This window comes from Sorangium sp. So ce117, assembly GCF_051524395.1.
In the GTDB taxonomy this organism is placed as follows: Bacteria; Myxococcota_A; Polyangia; order Polyangiales; family Polyangiaceae; genus Sorangium; species Sorangium cellulosum_B.
Genome location: NZ_CP150309.1, coordinates 2,342,638 through 2,356,909 on the forward strand (window position 1 = coordinate 2,342,638; position 14,272 = coordinate 2,356,909).

Consider the following 14,272-nt stretch of genomic DNA (forward strand, 5'->3'; position numbering starts at 1 on the left):
AGCCCCGTGCGCGTCGAAAACCGCGCGCGTCGCCCCCGGGCGCTCAGCGAGTTGGTCTCCCCGGGCCGATTTCCGTTACCCTGTCGCCGCATGGCACGCATCCTGATCGTCGAGGACTCGCCGGCAATGCGAGCGTACATCCGCTCGACGCTGGAGGACCGCGTGCTGGGGCTCGCGGGCGACGTCGACATCGTGGAGGCCGTGAACGGCTTCGACGCGCTCCGGCTCCTGCCGCGCGGCGCGTTCGACCTCGTGATCACCGACATCAACATGCCCGACATCAACGGGCTCGAGGTGATCCGCTTCGTCCGGCAGAGCGACCGCTACCGGCACGTCGCGATCCTCATCATCTCCACGCAGGCGACCGAGCGAGACGTCCAGCGCGGGCTCCGCCTCGGCGCCGACCGCTTCCTCCCGAAGCCGTTCACGCCGGAGGCCCTGCGCGACGCGGTGGTCGCGAGCCTCGAGGCGCGGGCCGACGCGCCGCAGGCCGGCGCCTCCCCGTCCGCTGACGGCGCCGCCGGCGCCGACGATCGCGCCTCCGCTGCCTCCCCGCGCGCGGAGGAGCCCGGCTCCGGCGAGGGAGGCGGCGGCTGATGGTCGACAGCGGCGATCGGGCGCGCGAAGAGTTCTTCTCGGAAGCGCAGGAGATCGTCGAGGGGCTCGGGCGCGACCTCCTCGCGCTCGACGAGGCGGTGCGGACCAACAAGGTCGACCCCGACGTCATCAACGACGTCTTCCGCGCCGTGCACACCCTGAAGGGGCTCGCCGGGCTCTTCGGCGCGACCCGGATGGCCACCCTCTCGCACGAGCTCGAGGAGCTGCTCGACAACCTCCGCCTCGGCCGCATCGAGATCAGCGCGTCGGTCCTCGACCTCCTGTTCCGCAGCGTCGAGCTCTACGGGCGCATCCTCCAGAACGAGAAGGACGGGCGCGAGGCGCCGATGCCCGAGGTCGACGACCTCCTGCGCCAGCTGCACCAGGACGCAGGCCCGAGCGCGGCCGGCCTCCCCGACGACAACTACGATCTCGATCCGGGGCTGCTCTCCGTGCTCACCGAGTACGAAGAGCACCGGCTGCGCACGAACATCGCGAGCGGGATGACCCTGTTCCGGCTCCGCGTGCAGTTCCACCTCGCCACGATCGATCAGGCCCTCGACGACCTGAAGATCACCGCGAAGCCGTACGGCGAGATCATCACCTACCTGCCGACCGGCGCGGGCGCGGATCAGGACTCGATCGAGCTCGACATCCTGATGGCCTCGCGCGCGCCGCTCGAGGAGCTCCAGCGCGCGCTGCACCAGGCCGGCGCCGCCGTCGAGGAGATCCCCCGGCGCAACAACAACGGCCACGGCCGGGTCGCGCCGCCGGGCATGCCGTCGATGTCCGCGGCGCTCCGGGGCGGCGCGCCGACCGGCGTGTCGCGGGCCGTCGACCTGACCGGCTCGATGTCGGCGGCGAGCCCGCCGTCGAGTGCGCGCGGCAACCGCAAGGGGGAGCTCAGCTCCATCCGCTCCGTCGCGCAGACGGTGCGGGTCGACATCCACAAGCTCGATCGGCTGATGAACATCGTCGGCGAGCTCGCCCTCGTCCGCTCCGCGCTCGGCCGCCTCGTCGAGCGGCTCCGCTCGGCGCCCACCGAGCGCGAGCTCTCCCTCGATCTCCACAGGCTCCAGCGGACGTTCGACAGGCACCTCGCCCAGATGCAGGCCGGCATCCTCGAGGTCCGGATGGTCCCGCTCGGGCAGGTCTTCGACAAGCTCGCGCGCGTCGTCCGCCAGATCAGCCGCGACGCCGACAAGCTCGTGAACCTCGTCATCACGGGCGCCGAGACCGAGGTCGACAAGCTCATCGTCGAGGAGCTCAGCGACCCGCTCATGCACATGATGCGCAACGCCATCGACCACGGCATCGAGTCGAAGAGCATGCGCGAGGCGGTGGGCAAGCCGGCGGTCGGCACGATCGCGCTGAACGCCTTCCAGAAGGGCAACCACGTCGTCATCGAGATCGAGGACGACGGCAAGGGCATCGACGTCGACAAGCTGCTCGACGCCGCCCTGCGCCGCGGCGTCATGACGCCGGAGGACGCGCGGACGACGAGCTACCGCGAGGTGCTGAACCTCATCTTCCAGCCGGGCATCTCGACCAAGACCGACGTCAGCGAGATCTCGGGGCGCGGCGTCGGGATGGACGTCGTGAAGACGAACATCAGCAAGCTCGGCGGCGTCATCGACGTGCACAGCGAGCCCGGCATCGGCACCAAGATGACGGTCACGCTGCCGATCACGCTCGCGATCATCAGCGCGCTCATCGTCCGGGTCGCCGACCGGCTGTTCGCGATCCCGCTGACCAACGTGCAGGAGGCGGTCGCGCTCGACGAGGCCACGGTGCGCCAGATCGACGGCCGCGAGATGATCACGCTGCGCAACAGCACGCTCCAGCTCTGCTACCTGGCGCGGCTCTTCGGCCTGAACGAGGAGGAGGAGCTCAGCGCGCGCATCGCCGGCCTGCTCGGCGGCGCGCGCGGCGGCTCGGCGGCGCGCGCCGCGGTGGGCGGCGGGCGCCGGGGCGACGGCGGCCGCGCGACGCTCGGGCTCCAGGGGGGCAGTAAGCGCAAGTACATCGTCGTCGCGTCGGTCGGCGCGCGCAGGCTGGGCCTCGTCGTGAGCACGCTCATCGGGCAGCAGGACGTCGTGATCAAGGCGCTCGGCCCGTCGCTCTCCTCGGTGCGCGGCTTCTCCGGCGCCACCGAGCTCGGCGACCAGCGCATCGCGCTCGTCCTCGACGCCCCCGCGCTCATCGAGGAGATCCTCCACGGCGGGGACCGGCAGCGCAACGATCCGCGGAGCACCCATGGCTAACCTCACCCGAAGGCCCGGCCGGATACCGGTCTCGAAGCGGAACTCGCGCGCGCAGGCGAGCGGCCCGCGGACCGAGTACCTCGCGTTCACGCTCGCGGGCGACACCTACGCCGCGCCCGTCTCGCTCGTGCGCGAGATCCTGAAGCCGCCCCCGCTCACCCCGGTGCCGCGCGCGCCGGACTCGACGATGGGCATCGTCAGCGTGCGCGGGCAGCTCGTCACCGTCATCGATCTGCGGCGGCGGATGCGGCTGCACGAGAGCGCGGCGCAGCGGCGGGCGCGCATCCTGCTCGTCGATGCGGCGAACGGCGAGACGCTCGGCCTCTTCGTCGACGAGGTCCAGCAGGTCTACCGGCTCGCCGACGCCGAGATCGAGCACGCCGCGACGGCGCTCGGGGGGGACGTGGCGGGCTACATCGCCGGCATCGCCCGGCCCATGCACGGGGCGAGCGCGTCGGATGGCACCCAGGGCGAGGCGCAGCCGCGCGTCATCATCCTGCTCGACCTGCAGGCCATACTCGCGTCCTAACGGACGATTCGTCCGCGCCCGGGCGGCTCGTAGAGCCCGGGCGCTCGGAGGCTCAGATGCCGTTGACTGGAGAGCGCAGCCGTCCCGACCCGCAGAAGAGCCTCGTCGGCTTTGTGGTCGGCGACGTCCACTACGCGATCGACATCACGCGGGTCCGCGAAATCGTGAATCCGCTCGAGGTGACCACGCTGCCGCACACGCCCCCCGAGGTCGCCGGCGTCGCGAACCACCGCGGCGAGGTGGTGCCGGTCATCGAGCTCCGCGTGCGCTTCGGGCTGCCCCCGGTCGATCCGACCCGCACCACCAAGTGGATCCTTGTCGACGTGGGGACGCATACGGTGGGGCTCGTGGTCGACGCGGTGACGGAGGTCTTCGGGACGAGCGGCGATTACCGGCCGACGCCGCCGGTGGGCGGCAGCAGCGATCTGCGCGGCATCACGGGGGTGACGACCCACGACGAGCGGATGATCTTCGTGCTCGACGTCGGGCGCTTCATCGAGCTCGCCCTCGCGCTCGCCGCGTCGGGCGCCCTCCTGGAGGCCCCGTGAGCCGCGCGTTCGACGATCTGGGTCCGTTCGAGGGCCCGCGCGCGGGCGACGCGGGCTCCTGGCCGGCCGAGCCCGAGTCCATCTCGCCCAGCGTGCGGAGCACGCCGATGCCGATCGCGGTCATCGCCGCGGCGCTCTCCGCGGACGACGCCGAGGAGCGCCGCCAGGCGGCCGCGCGGCTCGGCAGGGCCGACGTCGTCGAGGCGTTGCCGCTGCTGCTCCGCGCGCTCGGCGATCCCGACTGGCGCGTCCGCAAGGAGGCGACCTACGCCTGCCACCGGCTGATCCAGGCCGCGCCCGCCTCCGCGCCGGCGCAGGCCGCCGAGGGGGAGCGGCCGGCCTCACCCGGCGCCGGCGTGGAGGGCGAGCGGCCGTCGGCCCCGCAGCTCCTCGTCGAGGCGCTCCTCGACGCGCTTCAGAAGAGCGAGGACGTCGGCCTCAGGAACGCGGCCATCGAGGTGCTCGGCTACTGCGGCCGCGACGCCACGCCGGCGCTCGTCGACGCGCTCGGCGCGCTCGCGGGGGACGAGCGCAAGCTGGTCGTCGACGCGCTCGGCCGCACGCGCGACCCGGCGGCGCTCGACCCGCTCTACGCGGCGCTCGCCGAGCAGGACGACAACCTGCGGCAGAGCGCGATCGAGGCGATCGCCGGGATGGGGCTCATCGCGCGCGAGCGGGTGACGGACATCCTGTACGAGCGGCTCTCCGATCGGGATCGCTTCGTGCGGCTGACCTCGCTGAACGGGCTGAACGGGCTCGAGGCGCCGGTGCCGTGGCGGGTGCTCTCGTCGCTCATCGACGACCCGATCCTCCGGCCGGCGGCGCTGGTCGCCGCGGCGCTCGCGGAGAGCCCGGAGGCGCCGCGGGCGCTCTGCGCGGCGCTCGCGACGGCGCGGGGCGGCGCGTTCGCGCAGCTCGTCCGGGCGCTCGCGCGGCTCGCCGAGGGGCCGCTCGCGTCGCACGCGGTGGACGCGCTCCGGGCGGCGCCGCCCGAGGTGGGCGCCCGCCTCGTGCAGGCCGCCTCCGCCGCGCCGGGCTCGGGCGGCGCGGAGCCCCCGTCGTGGCGCGGCGGAGGCGCGGATCCGGTGAGCGGGCGCGCCCAGGCGCTCTTGCTCGCGGCGATGGCGCGCGCCCCGGGCGCGGCCGACGCCGCGGTGCAGGCCATGATCGAGCCCGCGCTCGTCGAGACGGCGCAGCGCGCGCTGGGGCTGCTCGGCGCGGAGGCGCTGCCCGCGGTGCTGTCCTACCTCGAGCGCCACATCGATCCCGACCCGGATCTCTGGGAGGGCGTCGACGACGCGACGGCCGCGCTCCTCGACGGCGCCGTGGCGATCGCGGAGCAGGGCGGGCGCGAGGGCGCGCTCTCGGGCGAGCGGCCCGCGATCGACGCGACGCTCGCCGAGCTGCTCGGCGCGGTGCGGCGGTCGGTCCGGAGCCCCTCGACGCTCGTGGCGACCAGCGCGCTCTACGGGCTCGCGAAGATCGGGGCCGCGGTCGATTTCCCGCTCATCGTGTCGCAGACGCGCGCGATCTCGCTGCCGGTGGCGCGCGCGGCGGAGAGCGCGCTCGCGGGGCTCACGGAGCGCTACCCCGGGACGGCGCGCGAGCTCGCGCGCGGGCTCGCGCTGACGGAGGAGACCCACCTCGCGGCGGCGATCGTGATCGAGGCGCTCGGCGACGCGGAGCCGGAGGAGATCGCGTTCCTCACGAGCGCCGCGTCGGCGGGGGACGTGCGCGCGCGCCGCGCGGCCGTGACCGCGATCGCGGCGGCGGCGGGCGTCTCTGCGCTCGACGTGCTGAGCGTCTCCCTGGCCGACGAGGAGCGCGAGGTCCGGCTCGCCGCGGCGCGCGCGCTGGGCCGCCTGTATGCGTCGCTCCCGGACCGCGCGAGCGACGAGCGGGCGCGCGCGCGCGAGCTGCTCGGGCTGGTGCGCGCGTCGGGGGAGCCCGATCTGATCGCGGCCGCGGCGCAGGGGGGCGCGCCGTTCCGCTCGGATCCTCCCTGGGGCGACGCCGCGGAGCGGCTGAGCGCGCCCGCGGCGATCGACGGCGGTGAGGCCCCGGCGTCCCCCTCGGGGATGACCGGCGGGCCGCCGTCGGGGAAGGTGCTGTGAACCGGCGGCGGGACGACGAGATCCGCCTCTTGCCTGACGAGTTCCAGAGGCTGCGTGACCTGTTCAACAAGCACTGCGGGCTCCAGTTCGGGCCCGAGGCGCGCACGTCGATGGAGCGCCGGCTGCGCGAGCGGGTGGTCGAGCTCGGGCTCTCGTCGTTCGCGCAATATTACGAGTACCTGCGCTTCCACAGCCGCGGGCGCGCCGAGCTCGACGAGGCGCTCGAGCTCATCACGGTCAACGAGACGTATTTCTTCCGCGAGGACTACCAGCTGCGCGCGCTCATGACCGAGCTCGTGCCCATGATCGTCAAGGCGGGGGGCGCCAGGGGCCGGCTGTCCATCTGGAGCGCGGGCTGCTCGACGGGCGAGGAGGTCTACTCGATCGCGATCGCCGCGCGGGAGTCGGGCGCCGCGGAGCGCCGCGAGGTCCGCATCTTCGGCAGCGACATCTCCCGCCGCTGCGTGATCGCGGCGCGCAGGGGGGTGTACGGCGCCTCGTCGTTCCGCGTGACGCCGCCCGAGCTCAAGCGGCGCTACTTCGTGGAGCGGCCGGACGGGTTCCACGTGGCGGACGAGCTGCGGACGCTCTGCCAGTTCGGCCACCTGAACCTGCTCGACTCGTCGCGCGCGGCGGTGGTCGGGCGCGTGGACGTCATCTTTTGTCGCAACGTCCTCATCTACCTGGACGAGGAGTCGCGGCGCCGCGTGATCGACATCTTCTACGAGCGCCTCTCGTCCGGCGGGTTCCTCCTGCTGGGCCACTCCGAGTCGCTCCTGAACGTCACGACCGCGTTCGAGCTCGTGCACCTTCGGGAGGATCTCGTGTACCGCAAGCCGGCGGCCACGCTGCGTCTGGGGATCCCGGAGATCTTGCCCGATCGGGGCGGCCCGGAGCGGGGCGGCGGGGAGGAGGGCGGATGAGGCGCCGACGAAGTCGAGGCTGCGCAGGCGACGGTTGGTCCCATGGCGCTCCGGGTGGGGTAGAATGAACCTCAGGCGGAAGGTTTTGCGCTCATGACATTCGCTCCCCTGCGCGTGCTCGTCGTCGACGACTCCGCGTACAACCGGCGCAACATCGCCGAGATCTTGAGCGGAAGCGACGAGATCGAGGTCGTGGGCAAGGCCGGTGACGGCGACGACGCGCTCCGTCAAGCCGCGCAGCTCCGGCCGGACGCGATCACGCTGGATCTCGAGATGCCGCGCATGGACGGCTTCACCTTCCTCCGCATCCTGATGGCGAGGCAGCCGACGCCGGTCATCATCGTCTCGAGCTACAGCCACAAGGAGAACGTCTTCAAGGCGCTCGAGCTGGGCGCCGTCGACTTCGTGGCGAAGCCGGACCGCCAGTTCACGGCGGACGCGCAGATCCGGCGGGAGATCATCCAGAAGGTCCTGCTGGTGCGCTACCTCCGCCCCCGGTCTCCGATGCCTGCCGCGCCGGCCCCGGCGCGGCCGGCGCAGACGGCGTCGCCGCGCGCGGTGCAGGAGTCGTCGCGGCTCGGCGTCTCGCTGCGCCACCTCGTGGCGGTCGGCTCGTCGACGGGCGGGCCCACGGCGCTCCTCGAGATCTTCAACCGGATCCCGGATCGTTTCCCCGGCGCGATCTTCATCGCGCAGCACATGCCGGACAAGTTCACCCGCACGTTCGCGGAGCGGCTCGATCGGAAGGGCGGCCTCCGGGTGGTCGAGGCCCAGAACGGCGAGCAGGTGGTGGCCCGCAAGGCCTATGTGTGCCCGGGTAGGATGTGCATGGAGATCGCGGTGACGCCGGGCAGCGGGGTCGGGTTGAGCGGCGACATCCGGATCCGGGTGGGGGCGCCGGCGCCTGGGGATCGGTACGTTCCGAGCGCGGACCGGCTGTTCCGGAGCGTGGCGCAGGTGGGCGGCAGCCGCGCGGTGGGCATCATCTTGACGGGGATGGGCGACGACGGGGTGAACGGCGCGCGGGCGGTCCGCGCGGCCGGGGGCACGGTGGTGGCCGAGAGCGAGGACTCGGCGGTGGTCTACGGCATGCCCGGGGCTGCGGTGCGGGCCGGCGTCGTGAACGAGAGCCTGCCCTTCACGGCGATCGGCGACTTCATCGCGCTGCTCTCCTGAGGTGAGCTGGGTTCCAGCGGGCAGCCAAAGTTGACCCCTCGGGCGCATCGTGAGACAGGTCGGTCCCTGACATGCGGATCCGACGCGCCGCACGCAGGCTTGTATGTCTTGGCTGGTTGGCCGCCCTCTCGGGCGTCGCTTTCGACGGCCTTGCGGCGCCTCCTTCGGAGGTAGCGGCGCCTGCGGCCGACGCGAAGAAGGCGGAGCCGGCGAAGGCCGACGCGAAGAAGGCGGAGCCGGCGAAGGCTGAACCGGCGAAGGCGGAGCCGGCGAAGGCGGAGCCGGCGAAGCCCGATGCGGTGAAAGCTGAGCCCGCGAAGGCGGAGCCGGCGAAGGCCGACGCGGCGAAAGCTGAGCCCGCGAAGGCGGAGCCGGCGAAGGCCGACGCGAAGAAGGACGGGCCGGCCGAGGGCAAGGCGGAGAAGCCGGCGCCGGTCAGGGTGGCGGCCGTGTCGGGCGGGAAGGGCGGCGCGAAGAGCGCGGCCAAGGCGCCGGCGAAGGCCGCCGCGCGATCGAAGCCGTCGAAGAAGGGCGCGGCGAAGAACACGCGCAAGCCGGGGGAGCCCGGCGCGCCGGACGAGGCGGCGCGGCGGGTCATCGCCGGCACAGCGACGCCGGCGGGGGCGAGCACTGGCGAATCGCCCGAGCTCCGCACGCTGCGCGCGATCGACCTGGCGCTGTTTCCCGGCGCGGCCCCGAGCGCCGGGCCCGCGTGGCCTGTCGACGGCACGCTCTTGCTCGGCGCGGGCGAGCCGCGCCTCGAGGTCTCCGGCCTGCCGCCCGCGGGCCTGCCCGCCCCGCTGGCGGAAGCGGAGGAGACCCGCGACATCTCCTGGCTGCGTCAGCTCGAGCTGCCCGAGATCCCGGTCCGCTGGGACGGCCGGGTGGTGCGCTACCTCGAGTACTACAAGGACGACCCGCGCGGCCGCTCCGCCGTGGTCACGTGGATCAAGAAGAGCGGTCGCTACGGCGCCGCCATCCGCCGCGTCCTCCGCGAGCAGGGGCTGCCGGAGGATCTCCTCTGGCTCTCGCTCGTCGAGAGCGGCTTCGACCCGACCATCCAGTCCCCGGCCGGCGCGGCAGGCCTCTGGCAGTTCATGCCGGAGGGCGCGCGCATCTATGGCCTCACCGTCGACCGCTGGGTCGACGAGCGCCTGGATCCAGAGCGATCCACCTTGGCGGCGGCGCGGTACCTCTCGGATCTGCGGCGGCGTTTCGGCGGCTGGGAGCTCGCGTTCGCGGCGTACAACATGGGGTACGGGGGGCTGCTCGCGTCGATCCGGAAGTACAACACGAACGACTTCTGGGAGCTGTCGCGGCTCGAGGCGGGGATGCCGCTCGAGACGGCGCTCTATGTGCCGAAGATCCTCGCGATCGCGATCGTGGCGCGGAACCCGGCGGTGTTCGGCTGCGACGACGTGGAGCTCGATCCGGCGGTGACGTTCGACAAGATCTCGCTGGGCTCCGGGGTGTCGCTGCAGGCGGTGGCGGCGGCCTCGGGCGCCGCGGCGCCGGAGATCGAGGCGCTCAACCCGCAGCTCGTGGCGAAGCGCACGCCGCCGTCGCCGGTGAACGCGAAGGAGCAGGCGCGCTGGGAGGTCCGGGTGCCCGCGGGCGCGGGGGCGCGCGCGGCGAAGTCGATGCCGAAGCTCCTGGAGCGCGAGCCGAAGCTCGAGCGTTACCTGGTCCGCTGGGGCGAGTCGCTCGACGACATCGCGACGTTCCGGGGGACGACGCGGTGGACGCTGCAGACGTTGAACGGCCTGCGGGCTGGCGAGCCGGTGCGTCCCGGGGCGCTGCTGTTCGTCCCGGCGGCGGAGGGCGTCGGGGCGGCGGCGGCCGAGCACCTGCTCGCGAGCGGCGCGCCGCTGTCGTCGGAGGGGAAGCCAGTCGTGGTGGTCCCGGCGCAGCGCTTCTCCTACGAGGGGCGCCGGCGGGTGTTCTATCGGGTGGTCGCGGGCGACGCGCTGCGGGATCTGGCGGCGGTGCTCTCGGTGACGCCCGACGAGATCTGCCGCTGGAACACGCTGGCGCCCGGGGCGTCGCTCCATGAGGGGATGACGCTCCAGCTGTTCGTCCCGAGGTCGCAGCGCCACGACGGCGTGTTCCTGCTCGACGAGGGCGGCGCGCGCGTCATCGAGGTCGGCTCGGAGGAGTTCTTCGCGCACTTCGAGGGGCTGAAGGGGCGGAAGCGCATCGAGATCGCGGTGCGAGAGGGGGATTCGTTCAGCAAGATCGCGAGCCGGTACGGCCTCAGCGTCGGCAGCCTGGAGCGGATCAACCAGCGCTCGCGGCGGAGCCCGCTGATGCCCGGGGATCGGCTGGTGGTGTACGTGCCGACCTCGCGACCGGACGACCCGGCGCCTGTCGAGCCGCGCGAGGATGAGGTCCGCGTGGCGTCGGCTCAGGCCGCGGGCGCGGTGGACGACGGCGACAAGGCGGCGGCCGAGCCGGTGAAGCCGGCGGTGCTGCTGACGCCCGTGGCGCCCGTCGAGGCGGGCGCGGGCGAGGGGAAGCCCGGCGGCGCGGGGGCGGCGGGCGCGGGCGACCTGGCCGGAGCGAGGCCGGAGGAGAAGAAGGCCGCCGAGGGCGAGCAGAAGCCGGCGGCGGGCGGAGGGGACGACAAGAAGCCCGCGGCGCGTGGCGCCGCCGAGCCGCAGCCGGCGGGGCGCGCGAAGGGGGCGCAGGACAAGGAGAAGCCCGCGTCTGGCGCTGGCACCGCGCTGTGAGGTCCGGGTGAGCTCGGGCTTCCAGGGGGCGAGACCCCCCGCGTCGTGGTCTCAGGTCTTGCCAGAGGGCGTCGCCCCGGTCTCGTCCCGCCCGTGGACGCCGGCGGGCGGGCTCGTCGCCTCCACGGCGGTGAACGGTTCGATGATCTTGTAGGCGTGCGACGCCCCCTTGGGGACCGTCCAGGAATCGCCCGGCTCGAGGCGCACCATCTGCCCCTCGATGAGCAGCTCGGCCCGTCCAGCGATGACGAACCCCACGGTCTCGTAATCCCGCGCGGTCGGCTGTTTGGCGTCGCCTGGCGGCTCGCGTTCCCAGAGCCGCATCGAGACCTGGATCCCGGAGGCCAGGTATTTTTGTCCCATCTGGCCTGTCGGAGAGCGGCCGGAGGAGACCTTCATGACGGTTGTGTCGCTCATGTGCGCCTCGCTTTCCTCCTGGAGTGATCCGTCGGATTGGGCGACGAGCGTGGGTCCGGTCCTGGATGGATCGAATCGGGCCTCTCCCTCTTTCCTCGTCGGTTTTCTTCGTGCGTTCGTCCTTGCAGGGAACGTATCGCGCCAGGGAGATCTGCTGTAGGATGCCCGCACAGGAGGCTGTCCCGTGGACCTGGGGACCGGATGTCATGTCGCACGGGCGCGGGTGGTTGACGGATCGCGCGGCGCGAGCGCTGGGCGGCGGGGGCGTAGTGGCTGCGCCGTTGCTCGCCTCGCTCTGCCGGTCGTGGCCGTCCGTGCGCGCTCCGTGACGGCGGGGCGCGCCGCGCTTCCGGAAAGCCGATGATGCCCTCGCCGAAGAGCTCGACATTGCTCGCGTCCGGTGTGCTGATCGACAGGAAGTACCGGCTCCTGCGCCAGATCGGCGAGGGGGCGATGGGCGTGGTCTGGGCGGCGGTGAACGTGGCGACGGCCCGCGAGGTGGCGCTGAAGCTGATCCACCGGCCGGAGACCGAGTTCCGGCTGCGGCTGCAGCGCGAGGCGCGCAACTGCGGGGCGCTGCGGCACCGGAACGTCATCGACATCTACGACATGGGGGAGACCGAGGCCGGGGAGCCGTTCCTGGTGATGCAGCTGCTCACGGGGGAGACCGTGGCCGAGCTGCTCGCGCGGCGGCGCCGGCTCGACCCGCCCGCGGCGGCGTCGATCGGGCGAGACGTGGCGAGGGGGCTCGCGGCGGCGCACGCGATGCACATCATCCACCGCGATCTGAAGCCGGCGAACATCTTCCTGCACCGCGAGCCGGACATGGACGAGCCGGTGGTGAAGGTGCTCGATTTCGGGGTCGCCAAGAACCTCTCGATCAACGACGGCCTGCACACGGTGCAGGGCGGCGCGGTCGGGTCGCCGCTCTACATGAGCCCGGAGCAGGTGAGGGCCGAGCCGAACGTCGATCACCGGGCCGACATCTGGGCGCTCGGCGTGGTGCTGTTCGAGATGCTGACGGGCATGCGCCCGTTCCAGGGGGACGCGCAGGCGGTGTTCATGGGGATCTTGACGGGCGAGATCCCCACCGTGTCCAAGTACCTGAGGCGGGTGGACCAGGGGCTCGTCGACCTGATCGCCCGCTGCATGCGCAGGGATCGCGCGGACCGGATTGGCTCTGCGGCGGAGGTCGCGGCGCTGCTCGATCGGTACGCGGAGCGCGGCGTGGGTCCGGGCAGGGACGCGGCGCTGCGGCAGTCGTCGCCGGAGGGGCGGGGGGCGCTCCCGGACGAGGACGTGGACGGCGGCTGGGAGGAGTCGCAAGGCGGCACGGTGGCGCTTGCGGCGCAACCTGGGTTGGCGCTCGCGGCGCCGCCTGCGTCGGTGGCGCAACCCGGGTCGGCGCTCGCGGCGCCGCCTGCGTCGGTGGCGCAACCCGCGTCGGTGGCGAACCGGCCGGGGAGCGTCGAGGGGGGCGCGGGAGCGCTGCCGCTGGCGCTGCTCGGTGGGGGGCCGCGGGCCCCGGTCCCGGTGCAGGAGTCGCCTGAGGCGCACAGGTCGCCGTCGCTGGGGCCGGGGCAGGTGGCTGCGGGGCCGGCGTCGGGCATGGGCCGCGCGGCGGATGGGGGGCCAGCGTCGGGCGCCGGCCATGCGGCGGGCGCGGTTCCTCGGCGTCCGGGCAGCTCGGGCCAGCACCTGGCCGCGGCGTCCGTTGTGCGCGCGCTGCGGGAAGAGGACGTGGCGACCTTGCCCCTCACGCGGCGGAACGCGGATGCGGCCGGGGCCGCGGGGCCGCGCGCCGGGTCGGGGACGTATCCGGCGGCGGGGCCTGCCGCCGCTGCGCCGCGGCCGCCGTCGGCGTCGGTGGCGGCGTTTGCAGCGCCGGAGCCGTCCCAGGCGAGCGCGGCGCAAGCCGCTCCGGTGCAGCCTGCGCCCGTGGCGGCGCCGCAGCAGGGCTCCTGGGCGATGACGGTGCGCATGAACGCGCCGCCGATGCCCGAGGGAGGGATGGGGCCGGGCGGCCTCGGCCCTGCCGGCGCGCTGCCGCCCGGAGGCATCGCCGCGCAGCCGAGCTGGAGCTCGGCAGCGGCCGCGAGGTTCGGCCCGGAAGCGGGCGCGAGCGCCTCGGACTCCAGGTCGGGCGCGTCCACGGCGATGGGCGCGCCGCGCCAAGCCGGGAGCTCGTCGACGACCCCGCTCGTCTCGAACCACCCGTCGGTCCACCAGGTCGGGGCGCACCTGGCCCAGGACGCTCAGGAGCGGGCCCCGCACGGCGGCGAACCGAGGCGCAAGCGTACGGCCGCGACGCTCGCGATCGTGGCTGCTGCGCTGTCGCTGATCGTCGTGGGGATGCTCATCTCGCTGAGGTCGCCGGAGACGTCGTCGGCCGCGCCGGAAGTGTCCGGGAGCGCGATGCCGTCGTTGGACCGCGCCGGAGGAGACACGGTCGCCCCGCCGGAGCGCGGGGGAGCCCCGCCGCGGACCGAGGAGCTCCCTGTGCAGGAACCCTCGGCGCCACCCGCGGAGGCGCCGCCGAGCTCCTCGGCGCTGGCGCCGCCGGGCTCCTCGGCGCTGGCGCCGCCCGTGCCCTCGGCGCTGGCGCCGCCCGTGCCCTCGGCGCCGAGCGCCCTTCCGACGAGCAGCGCGGCCGGCGCGTCGGCGCCAGGCGGCGGCGCGGGCATGGCGGCGCCAGGCGGCGGCGCCGGCACGGCGAGCGGCGCGAAGCCGGGTAGCTCGACGCTCGGGGCGCCTTCGGCGACATCGCAGCCCGCGACATCGCAGCCCGCGACATCGCAGCCCGCGAAGGCTGCTCCTGCCCCATCCGCGGCCTCGTGCGCTCATCTCAGGTTCTTGGCGAAGAAGCAGTGCGAGGCGAAGCTCAAGAAATAGACTCGGCCTCTCCGCGGCTCGGGCCGCCCCTCCCGAGATGACGTCACGGTAGCGCCGCGATTCCTGGGCCGCGACGACCTGGC

General features: G+C 73.7%; 10 protein-coding genes. 9 read left to right on the plus strand and 1 reads right to left on the minus strand.

The window, feature by feature from the left end:
* Positions 1-90: 90 nt before the first annotated feature.
* From WMF46_RS08800 to WMF46_RS08835, 8 genes are all read left to right on the plus strand, one after another.
* On the plus strand, positions 91-597 hold the full coding sequence (locus WMF46_RS08800; protein WP_437985213.1) for a response regulator: 507 nt from the start codon (positions 91-93) through the stop codon (positions 595-597).
* Positions 597-2,861 (plus strand): chemotaxis protein CheA, encoded by a 2,265-nt coding sequence (locus WMF46_RS08805; protein WP_437985214.1) that lies wholly within the window; start codon positions 597-599, stop codon positions 2,859-2,861. The genes WMF46_RS08800 and WMF46_RS08805 overlap by 1 nt, the downstream gene beginning before the upstream one ends.
* Positions 2,854-3,390, plus strand: coding sequence for a chemotaxis protein CheW (locus WMF46_RS08810; protein ID WP_437985215.1), 537 nt, complete (start codon positions 2,854-2,856; stop codon positions 3,388-3,390). The genes WMF46_RS08805 and WMF46_RS08810 overlap by 8 nt, the downstream gene beginning before the upstream one ends.
* 56 nt (positions 3,391-3,446) lie before the next feature.
* Complete coding sequence (locus WMF46_RS08815; protein ID WP_437985216.1) at positions 3,447-3,938, plus strand: chemotaxis protein CheW; 492 nt, start codon at positions 3,447-3,449, stop codon at positions 3,936-3,938.
* Entirely contained in the window at positions 3,935-6,052 is a 2,118-nt protein-coding gene (locus WMF46_RS08820; protein ID WP_437985217.1) for a HEAT repeat domain-containing protein, read from the plus strand. Before WMF46_RS08815 ends, WMF46_RS08820 begins: the two co-directional genes overlap by 4 nt.
* Complete coding sequence (locus WMF46_RS08825; RefSeq protein WP_437716523.1) at positions 6,049-6,975, plus strand: CheR family methyltransferase; 927 nt, start codon at positions 6,049-6,051, stop codon at positions 6,973-6,975. The genes WMF46_RS08820 and WMF46_RS08825 overlap by 4 nt, the downstream gene beginning before the upstream one ends.
* Positions 6,976-7,068: 93 nt before the next feature.
* Positions 7,069-8,151, plus strand: a complete 1,083-nt coding sequence (gene cheB, locus WMF46_RS08830; protein WP_437985218.1) for a chemotaxis-specific protein-glutamate methyltransferase CheB — start codon at positions 7,069-7,071, stop codon at positions 8,149-8,151.
* Between the two features lie 116 nt (positions 8,152-8,267).
* The gene (locus WMF46_RS08835) at positions 8,268-10,880 is read left to right on the plus strand and encodes a transglycosylase SLT domain-containing protein (protein WP_437985219.1); all 2,613 of its coding nucleotides are present in this window, start codon (positions 8,268-8,270) and stop codon (positions 10,878-10,880) included.
* A 51-nt stretch (positions 10,881-10,931) separates the two neighbouring features.
* Here WMF46_RS08835 and WMF46_RS08840 read toward each other — a convergent pair whose 3' ends face one another.
* Positions 10,932-11,297: a cupin domain-containing protein gene (locus WMF46_RS08840; protein WP_012234236.1), complete on the minus strand. Its 366-nt coding sequence runs from the start codon at positions 11,295-11,297 to the stop codon at positions 10,932-10,934.
* Between the two features lie 360 nt (positions 11,298-11,657).
* Here WMF46_RS08840 and WMF46_RS08845 point away from each other — a divergent pair, with 360 nt between their 5' ends.
* Positions 11,658-14,189: a protein kinase domain-containing protein gene (locus tag WMF46_RS08845; protein ID WP_437985220.1), complete on the plus strand. Its 2,532-nt coding sequence runs from the start codon at positions 11,658-11,660 to the stop codon at positions 14,187-14,189.
* Positions 14,190-14,272 lie beyond the last annotated feature (83 nt).

What these genes read in the sequence shown, in the direction of transcription:
- WMF46_RS08805 (WP_437985214.1), top strand. Translation starts at nt 597, where the DNA reads ATGGTCGACAGCGGCGATCGGGCGCGCGAAGAGTTCTTCTCGGAAGCG.
- WMF46_RS08845 (WP_437985220.1), top strand. Translation starts at nt 11,658, where the DNA reads ATGATGCCCTCGCCGAAGAGCTCGACATTGCTCGCGTCCGGTGTGCTG.
- WMF46_RS08810 (WP_437985215.1), top strand. Translation starts at nt 2,854, where the DNA reads ATGGCTAACCTCACCCGAAGGCCCGGCCGGATACCGGTCTCGAAGCGG.
- WMF46_RS08815 (WP_437985216.1), top strand. Translation starts at nt 3,447, where the DNA reads ATGCCGTTGACTGGAGAGCGCAGCCGTCCCGACCCGCAGAAGAGCCTC.
- WMF46_RS08800 (WP_437985213.1), top strand. Translation starts at nt 91, where the DNA reads ATGGCACGCATCCTGATCGTCGAGGACTCGCCGGCAATGCGAGCGTAC.
- WMF46_RS08840 (WP_012234236.1), bottom strand. Translation starts at nt 11,297, where the DNA reads ATGAGCGACACAACCGTCATGAAGGTCTCCTCCGGCCGCTCTCCGACA.
- cheB (WP_437985218.1), top strand. Translation starts at nt 7,069, where the DNA reads ATGACATTCGCTCCCCTGCGCGTGCTCGTCGTCGACGACTCCGCGTAC.